This window comes from Sulfurimonas sp., from assembly GCF_028694605.1.
In the GTDB taxonomy this organism is placed as follows: domain Bacteria; phylum Campylobacterota; class Campylobacteria; order Campylobacterales; family Sulfurimonadaceae; genus Sulfurimonas.
In genome coordinates this window covers 1-17,654 of the sequence record NZ_JAQVKP010000005.1, presented here as the reverse complement: position 1 = coordinate 17,654, position 17,654 = coordinate 1, and the positions used below count along the sequence as shown (strand labels likewise).

Below are 17,654 nucleotides of genomic sequence, written 5' to 3'. Positions count from 1 at the left end.
GATTGTTAACATTTACACCGGCAGCAAACCAGAGCGGTACAGGATATGATTCGTTTGAATTTGCAGTTGTTGATAACAACGGCGGTGTAGATGAAACTCCTCAGACAATGACGATTGATGTAACTCCTGCGGCAGATGCGCCACTTGTGACTGTTATACCTGATTTAACACCGGAAATTGTCCAGGATTATCAGAATGAGACTTTTACATCTTATGATCCGGTTATTAATTCTGGTAGAAGTACTGGTGTTTTAGAATTTGATGGCTATGCAAGAAGCGTTTCTATGAGTATCAAAAGTTTTGATGGAAGACCGAATAATGATACAGGGATAGTTGAATTAATAAAAGACGGTGAAGTGATAAAAACTTATTCCTTAAATGATTATTTTACCGGTAATCCAAGTGAATCGGCAGGCAAGATACTCACTTTTTCTTCAGATATTTATTTTAATGAAGTTCGTGTTAGCAATACATCCACGAATGACCAGTTTAAGGTAGAAAATGTTGCGCTTGTTTCACCTTTCTTAGTGACTTATAGTGTAGAAGCAAGTGCAGAACTTACAGATGCCGGTGAGACATTAAGCAATCTTATACTTAAAGTTCCTTCTTCTTTAGGCGGTGTATTGGTAGTAGATGGGTTTGCTCCTAGTGCTGTTTTAAGTGCTGATGGTGCATACAATTATTATTCAGTTTCTCCGGAAAATGGTGGTGTGGAGTTAATATTTGATTTTGCCGATGAGCCTTCAGAAGCGGAACTGGATGTTATAGAGAGTGCAATTGATTCCATTGAAGGCATTGCAACTTCTTGGGAGGCTGGGGATGGTTTTGCACTTGCTGCAACCAGTGGTGATGATGTGATTGTTGGAACTTCAAATGGTGATGAAATTGCTGGAGAGGAGGGCGATGATGTTATTTTCGGTGGAGCAGGAGCAGATATACTCAGTGGTGGAGATGGTAACGATACGTTAGCGGGCGAGGGTGGTAACGATACATTAACTGGTGGAGACGGTAATGACTATATTGATGGCGGAGCGGGGGCAGATGCCTTGTATGGTGGTGCTGGAAATGACACTATTGCCTATGATATCTTAGATACCGAAATAGACGGAGGTTTAGGAATAGATACGCTTATAGTAAGTTCTGGGACCGTTAACCTCTCTAATGTTTCTAACATTGAGGTAATTCAGTTGGGTTCAGGTGCAACAGTAATTGGTAGCGATACCGTTTCTGGAATTGATGCAAATGACGTTATTAACGCAACCGATGATGCTAATACGTTGATTATTCAGTCTGTAGAAGAGGGTACTAATACAATTAATATAAACACTGATTCTCTGCCATTTACCGGAAGTGTAGGCGGCTACGAGATATATACGGACGGATTTGTTATTCTTCAAGTTGAAGATGATATTATAGTAGATTAAAAACTGCTATTTTTGCTTGCAGTCGTTTATGACTGCAAGTTATCTTTCTTTCTTTTCAATCAATCAAAAATATCAGACCGATACCAAAGTACTATTTACTTACAAAATTACCTATGTTAGAATTTACGCACAATTCAAGATGGAGGCGTAACATGGCAGCTGGAAAAGTAATAGGACAAATACAAGTATCAGAGGGTAACATCAAGATTGTTGGTGTTGATGGAGTTGTTCGTGAACCAAAGTATAGTGGGTATGTTTTTGAAAATGAGCAAGTTGTCAGTAGTGACCCGAATGCTCTTTTTCAGATAAAGTTTTTAGCGCTTCCTGAAGCGTCTGCGTATGATGGGATATTTAGAGTTTTGGCAGATGGTTCTGTTGTCTATGGCAGAGATGCGATGGAGAGCGTGGCAAGTGATGAGAGCCTTGTAAATGCCCTTAAAACATCTGCTAGTGATGCTAAGGATTTGAAAACGGCTGTTGGCGATGCTGATGATTTAGAAACCGCAGCCGGTGAAGAGGGTGCGGAGGGAAGCTCTTCGTTTACGGAGACAGAGATAGTTGCAAGCTCTAGCGTGCTTGGATTTAACAGAGGTCCAAATACTCCTCTTGGGTTTGGAGTGGTTGAGTTTAGCAGTGTGCCAAACTATGATGCTTTGCAACAGGCTCTCCCAGAGGATGCCACTCCCCCAAACATCACACCGCCTGTGATTACATCGTCTGATGTTGCATTGTTTAACGAGACAGACACATCTTCAGTTATGCAAGTTACTGCAAGTAGTGATAATGGAGTTAGTTTTAGTATTTCAGGAGGAGATAGTGAAAACTTTACGATTGATCCTCTAAGCGGTATTTTGAAATTTAACGAGGTTCCTGACTATGAAAATCCTCTTGATACCGATAAGGACAATCACTATGAAGTGTATGTAACTGCAACAGATGATGCAGGAAACTACACAACACAACTCTTGACTATCTCCATCAACAACATTACGGGGAATGTGGCTACGGCACCTGCTGAGAGTTTGGTCTTACATACATTTGACAGCCCTCCAGGTAATAACAACGAAGGCTGGATTGGTGAAGGAAATGAGAGTGCCATAGGAACCGGCAATCCCGAAAATCCACCTGAAGAGCTTGGCTGGTTTTATCAAGACAGTGACACAAGATGGCATACTTTTGCGTTAGGTGATAATGCAGAAGAAGATGTAAATATCTCATTTAAGCTTGGAGTCAAAGAGTGGGAGAATGATGATACTTTTGTAGTCAGAGTATATGATAGTGAAAATGAAGTGATTCATACAGAGACATATTCGCCAGACAGCGAGGGTGTTGGGTACTTTAACTATGACTTTGATGTTACCGTACCTGAAGACGGCATTATTAAAGTGGAGTTTCAGTCTGTCAATACAGATAGTCAAGGTCAAGATAGAGAGGCTTGGAGTATTGATGATTTTGGGATAACTGGAGCAGATGGTGAACAGGTTATTACTTTTGATAGCGCAGAGCCTTCAGATGGTGCTATAAATATTGGAGTATTGTTAGAACAAGGTAATGATTTTGAAGGAGATGAGCCGGATTCCGTGGATGAAATCAACTTGGCGGATGGTGATTATACATTGTCAAATATCACACTAGCGGATGTGATAGATATAACAGATGGTGATAAAGTGCTGAAAATCACTGGAAATAGTAGTGACGGAGTTAGCGGCTTTGCAGAAAATGGTTGGGTGCTTGACACTTCTCCGGATGTCACGGAAGCGGGGTATAACACATACACAAATATAGATGACTCAAGTGTACAGCTTCTTATTGATGTTGATATACCGATTGAAACAGTCTGATTTTACGATTTAAATTTCAACACAAGTGAAATCCTATCGGTCACGCCCGCCTTTTCAAAGATATGGTGGATGTGACCCTTTACTGTAGATAGCGCAATTTTTTCTCTTTGCGCTATCTCTTTGTTGCTCAATCCCTCAGCAATCATAAGTGCTATATCTTTCTCTTTTTCTGTAAGCAGTGATATGAAATCAGGCTCATTTTTCTTTTTGCTTTGCATAAATTTGCTGATGATAAAATAAGTCAAGTCGGCAAATAGCCAGTTTTTGCCGTTTTCTACCGCATGAAGCATTTGTAGCAGGTTTTCTTTATTGATGTAGGTGTTTTCATACCCTTTTATTCCGCTGCTAAGAAGAGTTGAGGCATGGTAAACCTCAGGTAGAGCGTGAAAAAGTAAAACAACGGCGTGAGGGTACTCTTTGAGCTTTTGTAGCGCATCTTCAATATTTGAGATGCTCATCTCATCAACCATAACGATTGTTTTTTCTTTTTGGCTCCCCAGTTCTTTAAGCAGCGCATCAAAACTCTCAAAGCAAAGCGTCTCATAAGAGTTTTCTAAAGCTCTCTCCCAATGTTTTTGAATGGAAGACATATTTGTAAAGAGTAGAATCTTTTTCATAGTTACCTCTCACTTAATACATTTTCGCGTGCGCGCAGTATTGGTTTTAAGATATAGTCAAGTACCGTCTTTTTCCCTGTAATGATGTCAACGTCAGCCGTCATTCCAACTATGATGTTGAGTTTTCTCTCCTCGTTTCCAAGATAGTTTTTGTCCGTTTTGATGCGTACAAGATAGTAATTTTGCCTGCTTGCTTCATCGTAAATGGTATCTGCGCTTATGTGCGTGAGCGTACCCTCAAGTGAGCCGTAAATGGCAAAATCATAAGCAGAAAATTTTACAATAGCACGTTGTCCAGGAAATAAAAATGCGATGTCGGCAGGTCGAATTTTTGCTTCTATGAGCAGATTGTCCTCAGTTGGGACGATTTCTATGATGTTCATCCCCGGTCTTACAACTCCGCCTACAGTGTTTACCAGCAGCTGTTTGATGGTTCCATCTACGGGAGAGCGCACAAGTGTTCGCTTTACCTTGTCCTCTCTGGCAACATTAGCGCTCTCTATCCTTGCCATTTCAGCTTTAGTTTCATTAAATTTCTCTTTGGCGATGTTGCGAAACTTGAACTGAAGCTCTAAAACGTTGTTTTGCTGTTCATTTATCATAGAGTTGAGACGAGGGATAGAGAGCTTGGTTGCTTTCATCTGCCCCTCAATACTGCTTGCCTCTCTTTGAAGTTTGAGATACTCGACCTCAGAGACTATCCCCTTATCAACCAAAGGTTTGTTAAGCGCCAGCTCCCGTGTGATAAACTCATAACTTTTTGTCAAGTTTGAAAGTTTTGCTTCAGTCTCTTTTAATTCATCTCTTTTTTGTTCTAAGCGGTGCTTATGAATGAGTATGCTGTTATCTAGCTGCTCTTTGTTGCTAAGATAGAGAGACTCTTCATATTTAATGAGTTCAGGAGCATTTTTTCTAATGGCATCACTTGCATTAAAAGGAGTTCCCGTTGATTCTGCCAAAAGTCGGATACTTTTTGCTTGAAGCTCATTGTAGCGGAGTTTGCTCTCCGTAAAACTACTGACAAAACCGGTGTCATCAATCTTGATAAGAATGTCATCCCTTTTTACATTCTCTCCCTCAGCGACAAGAATTTCACTGACAATTCCACCCTCAAGGTTTTGGATAACTTGAACTTGAGAAGAGGGGATAACCTTTCCTTGTCCTCTTGTAAGCGCATCAATCTCAGCATTATATGCCCAGTAAATAAGCCAAATGATAAAAAAAGCACTAATCCAGAGCATCAGTTTTGTAGCCAGTGTATTATGTGTAATCATAGCTGCACTGACAGAGTTCATATACTCCAAATCTTCCTCATTTTTGATACGAAGATTTTTAATATCTTTTTTGTTATAAGAGTACTCTACAAAATTATCTTCAAGACGCATCGGTTACTCTTTTTTTTGGTGTTTGAAGCTGTGTGAGTACTTCATCGTGTGAGCCATCCAATACTACTCTGCCTTTGTCTATCAAGATGAGCCTCTGTGTGAGAGCAAGTAAAATATTTTTATGCGATATCAAAATCATTGTCTTACCCGCCTTGTAATTTCCCAAAGCTCTGATAAAGTTGTTTTCGTGTGTGCTATCCATAGAGTTTGTAGGTTCATCAAGCAAAACGATAGGCGCTTCATGTATAAAAGCACGTGCGATGGAGATAGACTGCTTCTGTCCGCCTGAGAGACCATCCCCTCTCTCGCCGATAGGCATATCATACCCCATCGGATGCGTATCGACAAAGTCATTGATACCGCTGAGCTTAGAAACTTTGATAATCTCTTCATCACTTGCATTTGGGGCACGAAGCACAACATTTTCTTTGAGTGTGCCTTGAAATAAGATAACATCTTGCGGTACGTAAGAGATGTTATGCCTTAAATCGGCAGGGTCAATCTGCTTGATATCGATTCCATCGATTAGGATTGCACCCTCTGTTGGTTCATAGAGACCAAGGATAAGTTTTTCAATCGTTGTTTTTCCAGAGCCGTTAGTTCCTATAATGCCCACGCTCTCTCCGGCATTGATAGTAAAACTTACATCTTCCAATATTTTGTTATCGGTATGTGGATAAGTAAAACTCACATGCCTAAACTCTATTTTTCCTTTAAAAGATGGACGTTGCACAAAATTTCTAGCTTCTTCACGCTCAACTGAGAGTTTCATGATGTCATTGATGGCATCATAAGCAGTTTTTGTCTGCTGAAAGTTGGCAATAAGCGCTGCAACTTGACCAAGAGGTGCCAGCATCCTTGAGCCTAGCATAACAACCGCTATAAGCCCGCCCATCGTTAACTCTCTCTCGCCTATAGCATAAACCCCTCCAACGATAAGTAGTACAGTGTTGATTTGGACGATAAAATTGACAACGGTTGAGATGGAGTTGGATAAAATCTTAGATTTTAACCCTTTTTTTGCCACATCACCGGTTGCTTCTTCCCATTTCCATTGGTACTGCCCGCTGATTCCCAATGCTTTGATAGTTTCAAGAGCAGTCAGTGACTCTATAAGAACGGCATTTTTTCTAGCAGATGCCTCATATGTATTTTGAACGCTTCTTCTCATCGGTTTTTCGACAAAAATACTGTAAAGCATAATAACAAATGCACTGCCGATTGGAATCATAATGAGCCAACCGCCGATAATATATATGATGAACAAAAAGATGACGGTAAATGGAAGATCGATTATGGCAGCGATAGAAGATGCCGTAAAAAAACCTCTTATAGAGTCAAAGTCTTTAAGGTTGCTTGCAAAAGAGCCTACAGAACGTGGTTTTGAGGCTATTTTGAGATTTAGTACATGCTCAAATATGATAGAGGACATGATAACGTCGCTTTTTTTGGCGGCATTTTCAAGAAAGTAGGAACGCAAAAATTTTAAGACGATATCAAAAACATAAATCGCTACGATACCAACCGTAAAAACCCATAGCGTATCGATGGCATTGTTTGGTACAACCCTGTCATAGACATTTAGTGTAAAGATAGGTGTTGCCATAACAAAAAGGTTGATCAAAAAAGAGGCAATGATAACATCAATATAAACACCGGAAAAGTATCTTAGCGTTCCCCAAAACCAGTGATGTTCATCATGCTTTAAGAGACGGTTATGCGCATCTTTGTAGTGGTGTTCATGTCTAAGCAAAAATGCAAAGTTTATATACTCAGTCTCTAAAAATTCACTTTTAACCCAGTTTTCACTCTCTCCAACTTCTGGCAAGATAATCTTTGCATATTTTCTATCTGGGCTTATCTCGGTAAGAATGCACGCTTTTTCATCTCCGTGTTCCCCTTTTAAAATAAGGATAATCGGCAAAAGCAGGGGGGATATATCTTTAAATGAGTAGTTTACTAACTTAGAGTTAAATCCCGCACGCTGTGCCGCACGGTGAAAAGCAGATTTTGAGCCGTCTTCATCAAGTGAAAAAAGTTTAGGAGTAGTTCTGCCGGCAGGAACCGGCAAATCCGCAACAAGTGCATCAGCACTATAGGGACGATTGTACAGCTTGGTAAAAATTACCAAGCACTCTAAGAGAGGATTTTCCATAAAATCACTCAACTGTAATGTTCATCTCTTCTAATATCTTGCCGGTATATGCAAGGATTTGATAGTAAGCGATAAGTCTGTCGTACTCAGCAGTAACCTTGCGGTTTTTTGCACTGTTGTACTCAAGTTCTATATTTAAGAGGTCGATGATGCTTCTTCTTCCGAGTTCATGCTCTTTCTCATAGTCGGCAACAGTTTCGCCGCTTGATTTGATAGTGTTATCAAGATGAACAAGCTGCTGTTTTGTTGACTCTAACGTTTGCCATGCGATTTCAGTGTAGGCTCTTATGTAGCGTCTTGCATCTGCAAGTGTACTGTTTTTGTTGAGCAGTCTGTGACGGCTAGCCTCTTTGGTTGCTTTGTCCGCAAAGCCGTTGAAGATATTGTAACTAAGCACTACAAGTGCGTTATAGCCAGAATCCACTTCATATAAACTAGGTGTCGGTGCATCCGTTGCTATACCGTGAACATTTTTGTTCCAATACGCTTCAGCCTAAATATCTACTTTTGGATAAAAAGGTGCATCAGCGCGTTTCAGCGCCGCCGTTGCAACTTCGATATCCGAATGTGAGACAGTGATTTTTGGATTGTTTTTCATAGCAATCTCTACTAAAGACTCCAAGTCATTTGCAGGGATGCTGCCAACCGCAGGTTTTTCCAAATCTGCCGCACCTAAATTGCCTGGCAAGATACGCTCAAAACTTGAAACAGCATTATCATAATTTTGCGCAGCCAAAAACTCAATACTCAGAGCATTTTCATAACGTGCAAGTGTCTGTTTATAATCAGAACTACGACCAACTCCCGCTTTTACCTTCTCATCTATCTGTGAAAGATATTTCTTGTGTACCGCTACGTTGTCTTTTGCGATTTTAAGCAGCTCATGCGTTCTGAGTACCTCAATATAGTAAGTAGAAGCAGCCAACGCCAACTCATTTGCGCTCTCTTTTACATTATTTCCTGCTGAAGAGATAAGTGCTTTTTGTTGTTCAACCGCATAAGTAGTATCAAGACCGGAGAAAACATTTTGAACTAACACGGCAGAAGCGTCTTGACGAGTTAAACTCTCTCGTTCCCGCTTGTTGTTAATCGTTTTTGTAACTTCAGGACCCACCGAGTAAGATAGGTCAACAGATGGCAAATAACCAGCTTGCGCCTTTGGAAGAAGCCTCTTCTGAGCTTCACGATCCTCTTTTTTCATCTCAATTTGCGGATGCGTCTCAACAGCTTTTTTAACAGCCTCAGTTAAAGACATAGCACTCACCATCATTGGAACCAAAACAACCGAGAGTAATATTGAACGTTTCATGTGACATCCTTTTATGTATATCCGTTAAGTTTACTGCTTGAAATATTAAGATGTACTTAATTGCCTCTATTTTGTGCCTTAGTAAAAATAACAGCAACTATTAGTCACAAACCGACACGAACACTATACAAAAGTGATGTCAACATAAATGGTGGCTCGATTTTTATTTGCCAGATGGAAAAAGGATTAGAAGATTTACTGAGCTATCTTCAAATCAGCAAAATTTGACAATCATAAAACGACAAATCATTCCTGATATTATCATTGGGCTTGGTAAAGAGCCAGTAGAAGAGCTTCAAGAGTCAAAAGAGTGGATACTTGATGAATTTGCAGATGAGTATTTTGAACTTCATAGCACACAAATTAGAGAGCATACAAATGAAAAAAATAAACAGCACTACAAAAATCATGTATCGCCATACTTTGGAAAAAGATTGATTTCGAGTTTGACTCCTATTGAGCTTGAGAAATGGCAAAATAGGTTGCTTTTAAAGTACAGACATTTAACAGTTCAGAGGTATCGTTCAGTTTTATATTCTATACTTCAAAAAGCTTATAACAACGATATTATTGTAAAAAATCCACTTGAAAAAGTAAATGCTCCTAAAATGCAGATGAACAATCAGCAAAAAGAGGTATTGCCTTTTAGCCACAAAGAACTAGCCTTGATACTTGAAAATAGTTCAGGATATATAAAAAACTTTATTAGTTTTATGGCTGCAACAGGAATGCGACCTGGGGAAATTGTCGCTTTAAAATGGAGTGATGTAGATTTTGAAAGAAAAATGATTTCTATTGAGCGAACTAGAGTTCGAAGTAAAAAAGGCGAAAAACCTAAAGATGGACTTACTAAAACAATGTCATCAAATAGAAAAATAGATTTATTGCCAATTGCAGAGCAAGCACTTCTTGAACAAATGAAACTTACAGTTGATGCAACTTATATTTTTTTAAATCAATCAAATGAACCTTTCTATGGTCATGACATCATAGGCAAGAGATTTAGAGAGATTATAAAACAAAGCGGTGTGAAAGAGAGACCATTGTATAATTTAAGACATACTTTTGCTTCACAGATGATAAGCCGAGGGGCAGATATTGTTTGGGTGTCTAATATGCTTGGACATAAAAATGTTTCAATTACCCTCTCAACATACACAAAATTTATCAAAGAAGATGATGAAGTAAGAATAAGAAATATTGAAAAAATGGGCACGATTATGGGCACTTTCTCTGAATGAAAAGCGCTAAAGCCCTAAAATAGGGGTTTGTAAGGTGCAAATACGAGTTTATTACGAATAGGCTACTTATATATTTATTACAGAAAAACCCGATAAATAAAGGCTTTCTACTTTCTATATTTCTTCTCTCATATTTATTTAAGATCTGATTTTGGAGCGAAAAAAGAGCGAATAATTTTGAATATACCTCGTGTAGCTCGTGCATACATTTTAGATTATATTAAGTTTTATTCAAATATACTTCTCGTGTAGCTCGTGCATATGTTTTAGATTATATTAAGGATTAAACTTGAAACAACTCTCTCTTGATATTTTACAGATTTTAGCTTCAAATAGTGATACTTACATATCCCGAAGTATTATTGAAAGCAAGTTAGAAAGAGTTTCCAAAAGAGCTATTTTAAATGAGTTAAAACTTCTCCTTACTCAAAAAAGAGTCCAAATTGCAGGACAAAGTTCACAAACAGCATATAAAATCTCAAATGCTTATTATGAAGAGTTTGATGAGCTTCTTTACATTTATCAAAATCAAATTCTAGTTGGTTATTTGGGATACGATTATCAAACTTACTGTTTTACTTACGATACAAACTATCTAATTAGTGGTAAATATATCGCAAAATTTCAAATGCCATTTAGTTTGGAAACATTCGTTCAAGAATCATGTTTTGTGGATTTTGAAGAGTGTTTGCCAGAAGGGATTGATAGAAAAATATTGATTGATAAGATTGGTAATGCTACAGAGTTTTTTTTACTTGCTCACAATGATTATAGTAAAAATGATTTGATTTTTTCTTCACAATCTTTGGAATTTACATCAGAGTTGAAACCTCAAAATTATCTAGTAAATAAAGAGAAGATTTTAGGTAAAAACAAATTCCCAAATATTTTAACATACACTATAGATGTTGATGATGTCTCACTTTTTCCTACACTGCATATGGATGAAACCGAGGAGTTAAAACATGTGCGAACTATGAGTTTATCTGGTTATCAGCATAAACTTCAAGTGGTGCTTGATGGAGATACTATTAGAACTCCAAAAAATGGTGAGAATGCAAACTTTTTTATAAAGCCGTATGATCCCATAAAAGCCGATGAAAAGAGCGAATACTATTTTCCACATATAGCTATTAATGAACATCTACATATGAGTTTTGCAAAAAATGAACTGGGATTTGATGTTCCTATGAATGGCATTTTCAAAAGAGAAGATGACAGAGAGTACCACTACTTTATAAAGTATTTTGATAGGGTTGGAAGTTATAAATTTCAAAGAAAAGAGTTCTCTACTTTTATGGGATTAAATAGTGATAATAAATATAAAACAAGTTCAGAAAAGCTTTTTGAAATGGCTGCAAAAGTCTTTCCTAGGCAGAGTGACCGTCTAAGAATGCTTGAGTACTACTTCTACTCTTTTGTAATCAGGCATGAAGATATGCACACAAAAAATATATCTGCAATATATGATAATGATAAGATTTTCATAGCACCACTATATGATATTGCAAGTACAGGATTTTATAACGGCATTAGAAATTTTGAGTCACATCTAAGTATCAACGGCAAGCAAACAAATATTAGATACAACGACTTTTTGAAGCTCGTAAGTAAAGCAAAAGTAGATAAAAATGACTTTAAAGAATCAGCTAAAAGGATACTAAGTGTATATGTACAAAAGATGCCAACTTACATCAAAAAAATATTAAAACTTGAAAATATCGAGTTTTTTATAAAAGAAAAACCAAATGCACAAGATAAAAAAGTCAGAATTAAATCTCAATCTACTTTAGATGTTGTAATGATGAAACATTTTGAAAATAGATGCGAAACTCTAAAACAAAATGGCTGGTTTGAAAAACTTGGTATCTGAAAATGTCAGTTTGGCAAGTTTGATAGTTTAGCAAATAGTTTTCTTCAAAAATTATGAATACCTATAAAGATATTTATAAAAGGAAGAAAACAATGAACGATATAAACCCAAGTACAGGCTTACCAATGTCAGGTGGCGGACTAGATGTAAATGGAACACCTTATGGCCATAGCTCAAATAGTTATGATGATGAAACTAGCGAATCAAGCTATGATGGTTTCAATAATATTGCTAACTACTGGAGCTGGAAAATTGATGTTGTAATTATGCTAGTGATTATCGCTGTAAATGTTTATTTTTGGCAATAGATATGTAAAATATCACAATAATATTCGTTTACTCTTTAGTAAGTATTGGATATAATCTACTATTTAGGATATTATATTTTAATCGCAACGGTTAAATATTTTTATGCAAGGTAGTAGAATGTGTCACAGCTAAAAATTTTAATAGAAAAATTATCCAAGTCTTCACCTGAAGCAGTTAACACTTTAAATTTTGATTCATCTTTATTTGAATATTTGCATGTAGTTACAAAAGTTGAAGAAAAATATTTAGAAACACTAGAGTCAAATCTCAATAAAAAATGTATCATTTTTTTAAGTGGTAGCAGTGGTGATGGTAAATCAGCCATTATAAATAAATACATTAGCAAATACAGTCCAAATTACGATTTTCATGTTGATGCCACTCATAGTTTTGCTCCTAAACAAACCTCCATTCAAGCTTTAGATGATAGCTTTGATAAATATAAAAATGATGACAAATCTTTAGTTGTCGGAATAAATATTGGGATAATGATAAACTATTTGTATGATGGAAGTGAGACACATAGTGACATACAAATTTCATAATGTTTGTAATTGTGGGTAATGGGCCTGACATTTCAAAAACTATACTAACAGAGGTATATTTCAAGAAATAGAAAATAAGATTACTCAACTAAGTAACTCGTTATTTATATTCAAGTATAATCTTATATTTTCAAATTTACAAAATAAATTCAAGCTTTATATAAGTTTTAACGGGGTGTCATACGATGGTTCTAGTGTCTATTTTAGGAGATTTTCATTCATCTATACTGCCTATTTTTTATGAATTTAAAGAACAAATTACAAAGCATATTTTGATATATGATGATAGTGAACATGATATTAAACAACTAGCAAAGATTTTGAAAGGTCAAGAATATTTTCTTTCAAATTATGAAACTCAAGATGAAAAAAAACTTGATTTTAAACTAACTCCCATCAAAGTAAAAGAAGATAGTTTTGAAAGTATTCAGCAATGCTACAAAGAAATCATTAAACATTCACAAGATCCAAAAGAGATTTTTTTAAATAGTACAGATGGACTAACTTCAATTACACTAGTTTTAACAAATCAACTTCTTGATTTAGGCTCAAATATAATAGTCTATGATAGATATGCAAACACCTACAATCTACATTCAAAAAACAGTATGACAAAACATAAAGTGGAAAAAATAATAGATATTAAAAATCATCTAAGACTAAAAGGGTATGACTTAGTTGGTTTTACAAACAGATTTACTTTAGAGAGAAGAAAGCCTTACATAAAAGAGATTACTCAAAATCTTCCACAGTTCAAAAATTTTGCAAATACATACAGTAGAACAGATTCATCAAAAGGTTTTTATAAAGGTTTAATCCAACAAATGGGTGAAAACAAAGAACAGTTTGTAAAAGGTGGTATTTTTGAGGAGTACATATATTGGCTTATTAAAGATAATTTTGAAGTAGATGACATTATGACTGGAGTTTCAGTTCAGTTTGACAAAGATGTCAATAATGAAATAGACATCTTAATCATGAAAGATAATCATCTTCATACCATTGAATGTAAATTTACTGATAACTTTAAAACATCTGAGTATCTCTATAAAACAGATTCAATTATAGACTATATAGATGATGATGGGAAAGGAATGATTTTAACTGTAGGAAATAAAAATATAGGTCACCAAGATTTAGCTCGTGCAAAAAATGACAATATAAATTTTTATGCGGTTAAAAAATTTGATGAGCAGCATTTTCTTGATGAATGTAGAAGATGGTTTTCAATAAAGGGTAAATAGTGTTTTTTAAAAGCTTTGTTTCAAAAAATCAAATTAAAAATGGAGATGCAATTTGGATTAGTATGTGCGGAAACGTTTGCATAATCATTGATGCTGTATCAATTTCTAAAAATCCTGAACATACAAAAAAATCCATTGTAGAGTTTTTAAATGAAGAGGAAAATGAATTATTGACTCATTCAAATCAAAAGATAGTTGAAAAGCTAAATGATTACTTAGTAGAAAAAAATGATGATATGATTGCAAGTGTATGTGTTTTAAAAAAGCTAGACAATAAAATCTACTACAGCTCCGTAGGTAATACTCAAATATTAAAAGTAACCGCCACCCAAACAACTCCTCTGATAGCTTTTTCAAATCAACCAGAAAGTGTTTTAGGCATGCTTAATATTGATATCATTTCAGGTAGCTTTCTTATTGATAATGCTGCAACATATATTGCAGCTACTGATGGACTTGATTTTAAAGAATTTAAGCTGAGTGACTTAGATAATCTAAAAAATAACAATGATTGGTACTCTTTTGCAAATAAAATTAAAAAAGAAAATGATTGGTCATTTTGTCTTTTCCCTTTTGAGAAAACTCTTAGTTATGAAAACTATGAATGGCCATATTTCCCTTTCATTGGTCCACAAGAAGAATATGAGCATGAAAAAGATGGTTTGGCAAAAATTGCAAATGCACTTTTTAGCGATCCAGATTTTAATGGCTTTAAAATACTTGGTGGTGCCGAGATAGCGGTAAAAAATAGTTTTAGAAAATTAGATGGGATACTCATTAGTCCATTTGGTGTAGTTTTGTTAGAGTTAAAAGATTGGTATGGTGATATTGAAGTACCTATAGAAGGTAGAGGTCGTCCAATGAGAGCTAATTTTGAGGGAAGTATTCATACTGATACTTCACCGATAGTTAAAATCAATGAAGCTATGGATGACTTTACATCATGGAGTATTTTTAAAGATATAGAACTTCAAGAAAAACGAATTGGTGCAATAATTTTTACACACAACAACTCTAAGATACAATGTATAGATGGAATAGGAAATCCGCTTGATGGTATTTATAAAAGTGGCAATATTCTTATTTCAAATGTGGCAAGTTTTCCTAAAATTTTAAAGCAATATTGGAAAAATGATATTTCTAAAGGGAAAAAATATAGACTCTCGCTTGAGCATATAGAATCAATTTGCGATAGCTATTTATCGAATGAATCAAGCCAAAGTATAGATAAATCCAATATATCCATTAAAAATGGGAAATATTCTTTCAATCCAAACAATAAAGATGAAAGCTTATCTACAGAATATTACTCACTTTATAAAGGAATTGACACTAGAAAAAACAAACCTATTTGGATTAAAGAGTATGAACTAACAACTATTTCAAAAGGTTCTTTAGAAGAGGAAGCGAATCGTATAAAAAGAGAAGCAGATGCTCTGCAAGATTTGAATAAATCACATAATGTACAAGATTTTAAAGATGAAGATCAAATAGGTACAAAACTTTATATAGTTTTAGAATATATTGATGGACTTACACTGCAAGAATTTCTTACTAGTAATAGTGCCACTCACCTTCAAAAACTTCAAATTATCTACAAATTGGCATTAACACTTAAAGAGTTAGAAGATGAATCTGTTATTCATAGAGCCTTGAACCCTAAGAACATCATTATTACATCTGATAATAAACCTATTCTTATAAACTTTGAACTTTGTAAGCTAGATTTTTTACCTACTCTACCTCCAAGGGGACGAAGGTTACTTGATAGTGCATATGAGGCACGAGAGGTTAATGCAAATGCGAGTAGTGATATTTCAATTGCGGCGGATATTTATAGTCTAGGGCAAATTATTTGTGAAATGTTAAGAGGTAATTTGCTTTTTTCAAATCAAAAAGAGAGAATGTTAGTAGCTAAAAAAGATAAAAATTGGCATATCACACTATGTAATGAGTGTAAGCTACCAAATATTGCAGCAAATCATCTAAAAAGTATTCTAAGTAATGATCCATCTTCAAGGCCAACTGTTGATGAGTTAATAGAGTATATAAAATCGTGGATGGGAGAAGAGAATTGATAGTTAAAAATGAAAGATTAAGTATTAACTTACAAATTAACTTTGATATTATAGAGGAACTTTACTACTCAAATATAACAAAAAGAGGTCTTTATAAAATCTATAATCAAGAGATAGGTTCCTATTATGCTTTAAAAGTCTATGATGTAGAAATGAATGACATACAAGATATAGAAAAAGAGATAATTTCTTATAATAAAAATGCTAATAAAATCAATTTTCCAAAAATACATCATAAATTTCAAAAAGATAATTTGGTTTGCGTTGTGATGGACTGGATTGATGGAAAAACCGCTACCAATAGTTTTAAAATTCCACCTAGAGATGGCTTTGAAATCAAACAAAGAATAAATTACTGTATTGAGATTTGCACTATTATGCAAAAAGTTCATCAAAATCGTATTATACATAGAGATTTAAAGCCTGATAATATTCTTATAACTAACCCTAAAGATGCTAGAGGTGGAGTAAGTATTATTGACTTTGGATTATCTGCACTAAAACGAAATCTACAAGGTGAAGGTACTCCTATTTTTCAATCACCTGAACAAGAGTTAGGTATTGGAACTATTGGAATATGGAGTGATATTTATGCATTAGGGCATGTATTTTATTATATCTTACATTCAAGTAATCTATCACTTATACCTAATGATGATTTTAATGGATGGTTTGATTTTCAATTAGATGAACTAAGTTGTCAATGTGATACAACAATTTACCAAAAGATTTTTAAAGGGATGTTGGAGTTTAACAGTAAGAATAGAATAAACAATTTAAGTGCAATTATAAATGATTTAAAAACTCTACAAAGAAGCGTTAGATGAGTATATGGAATAATAAAACAATACCGTTTTGGCAAGAGACATTAGTTTTTGCAAATAGCTTTTCAATTTTAATATCAGAGGGTAAAGACTATAGAGCTGGATGGCCAGAATCATTTCAACCCTCGATGAGTGAAATACTTAATGAACTAACAAAAAGTAGAACATCATATATAAGGCTTGACAATAAAGGTGATAGAGTATTTATTAATATCTTATCAGGGAAAATTATTGTTTCTTGCACACTCAACTTAGAAAAAAACAAAGTTTTTTTAAATGGTAATAATGGTCTTACATTTGCTACAAATATTAAAAAGACTGACTTTATAAAATACGGTATTAGAATTAATCATAGTGGAGTTTTTATACTCTCTGGAAGAGACTATAATCAAAAATATACAGAGAGTGATGATGTAAGACTAGCTAATGATATAAAAAATCTAGCTACTAAAATAGGTACGATTAATACAAAAATTATCAAATCAAATGAACAGCAAGTTGATGATGAAGATGAATTTAGTGAGAGTGAATCATCAAAAATTGAAGAGATTTTAGAAACACTTGAAGCTTATGTAAACAAAGAGTATGAAATTGAAGATGCTAAAGCAAGAGCAGAAAAGCCTTTTGTATATACTGAATTTAAAGCCGAAGATATTGCAAGTACCTATAAATACTATTACAGAGAGCCACTTGCAGATTCCCGCAAACAACCAATAATTTAAGCTAATTTAAATTTTAAAAAGCCTTTTGAAATCATGTAAATGTTATAATTTTTTACCACAAAAATAATACAAAACATCAATCAAATA

The 17,654-nt window shown here is 34.9% G+C and carries 14 protein-coding genes and 1 pseudogene; 10 read left to right on the top strand and 5 right to left on the bottom strand.

Translation table 11 applies throughout. The features are described 5' to 3' along the window. Positions 1–1,424 (top strand): annotated as a pseudogene (locus tag PHY84_RS03970) (hypothetical protein); the annotation flags it as partial. Between the two features lie 152 nt (positions 1,425–1,576). After that, positions 1,577–3,265, top strand: a complete 1,689-nt coding sequence (locus PHY84_RS03965) for a cadherin repeat domain-containing protein (protein WP_299857977.1) — start codon at positions 1,577–1,579, stop codon at positions 3,263–3,265. Positions 3,266–3,267: 2 nt separating this feature from the next. On the opposite strand, the gene PHY84_RS03960 is transcribed toward PHY84_RS03965, so the two are convergent. From PHY84_RS03960 to PHY84_RS03940, 5 genes are all read right to left on the bottom strand, one after another. Then, a complete protein-coding gene (locus PHY84_RS03960) occupies positions 3,268–3,882 on the bottom strand; it encodes a response regulator transcription factor (protein ID WP_299857974.1) in 615 nt (204 codons plus the stop codon). A gap of 2 nt (positions 3,883–3,884) precedes the next feature. Continuing rightward, positions 3,885–5,267, bottom strand: a complete 1,383-nt coding sequence (locus PHY84_RS03955; RefSeq protein ID WP_299857972.1) for an HlyD family type I secretion periplasmic adaptor subunit — start codon at positions 5,265–5,267, stop codon at positions 3,885–3,887. After that, positions 5,257–7,422 (bottom strand): type I secretion system permease/ATPase, encoded by a 2,166-nt coding sequence (locus PHY84_RS03950; protein ID WP_299857970.1) that lies wholly within the window; start codon positions 7,420–7,422, stop codon positions 5,257–5,259. The genes PHY84_RS03955 and PHY84_RS03950 overlap by 11 nt, the downstream gene beginning before the upstream one ends. Positions 7,423–7,426: 4 nt before the next feature. After that, on the bottom strand, positions 7,427–7,846 hold the full coding sequence (locus tag PHY84_RS03945; RefSeq protein ID WP_299857968.1) for a TolC family protein: 420 nt from the start codon (positions 7,844–7,846) through the stop codon (positions 7,427–7,429). Positions 7,847–7,915: 69 nt separating this feature from the next. After that, complete coding sequence (locus PHY84_RS03940) at positions 7,916–8,731, bottom strand: TolC family protein (protein ID WP_299857966.1); 816 nt, start codon at positions 8,729–8,731, stop codon at positions 7,916–7,918. Between the two features lie 167 nt (positions 8,732–8,898). Between PHY84_RS03940 and PHY84_RS03935 the strand changes: the two genes are divergently transcribed. From PHY84_RS03935 to PHY84_RS03900, 8 genes are all read left to right on the top strand, one after another. Beyond that, a complete protein-coding gene (locus PHY84_RS03935) occupies positions 8,899–9,972 on the top strand; it encodes a site-specific integrase (protein ID WP_299857964.1) in 1,074 nt (357 codons plus the stop codon). Positions 9,973–10,261: 289 nt separating this feature from the next. Then, complete coding sequence (locus PHY84_RS03930; RefSeq protein ID WP_299857962.1) at positions 10,262–11,845, top strand: type II toxin-antitoxin system HipA family toxin; 1,584 nt, start codon at positions 10,262–10,264, stop codon at positions 11,843–11,845. 92 nt (positions 11,846–11,937) lie between these two features. Continuing rightward, positions 11,938–12,153, top strand: a complete 216-nt coding sequence (locus PHY84_RS03925; RefSeq protein WP_299857960.1) for a hypothetical protein — start codon at positions 11,938–11,940, stop codon at positions 12,151–12,153. Positions 12,154–12,273: 120 nt separating this feature from the next. Next, complete coding sequence (gene dptF, locus PHY84_RS03920) at positions 12,274–12,699, top strand: DNA phosphorothioation-dependent restriction protein DptF (protein WP_299857958.1); 426 nt, start codon at positions 12,274–12,276, stop codon at positions 12,697–12,699. Positions 12,700–12,884: 185 nt separating this feature from the next. After that, entirely contained in the window at positions 12,885–13,943 is a 1,059-nt protein-coding gene (locus PHY84_RS03915) for a DUF1887 family CARF protein (protein WP_299857956.1), read from the top strand. After that, complete coding sequence (locus PHY84_RS03910; protein WP_299857954.1) at positions 13,943–16,021, top strand: protein kinase; 2,079 nt, start codon at positions 13,943–13,945, stop codon at positions 16,019–16,021. The genes PHY84_RS03915 and PHY84_RS03910 overlap by 1 nt, the downstream gene beginning before the upstream one ends. Continuing rightward, a complete protein-coding gene (locus PHY84_RS03905) occupies positions 16,000–16,848 on the top strand; it encodes a protein kinase (protein ID WP_299857951.1) in 849 nt (282 codons plus the stop codon). The genes PHY84_RS03910 and PHY84_RS03905 overlap by 22 nt, the downstream gene beginning before the upstream one ends. Further along, positions 16,845–17,567 (top strand): hypothetical protein, encoded by a 723-nt coding sequence (locus PHY84_RS03900; protein WP_299857949.1) that lies wholly within the window; start codon positions 16,845–16,847, stop codon positions 17,565–17,567. The genes PHY84_RS03905 and PHY84_RS03900 overlap by 4 nt, the downstream gene beginning before the upstream one ends. Positions 17,568–17,654 lie beyond the last annotated feature (87 nt).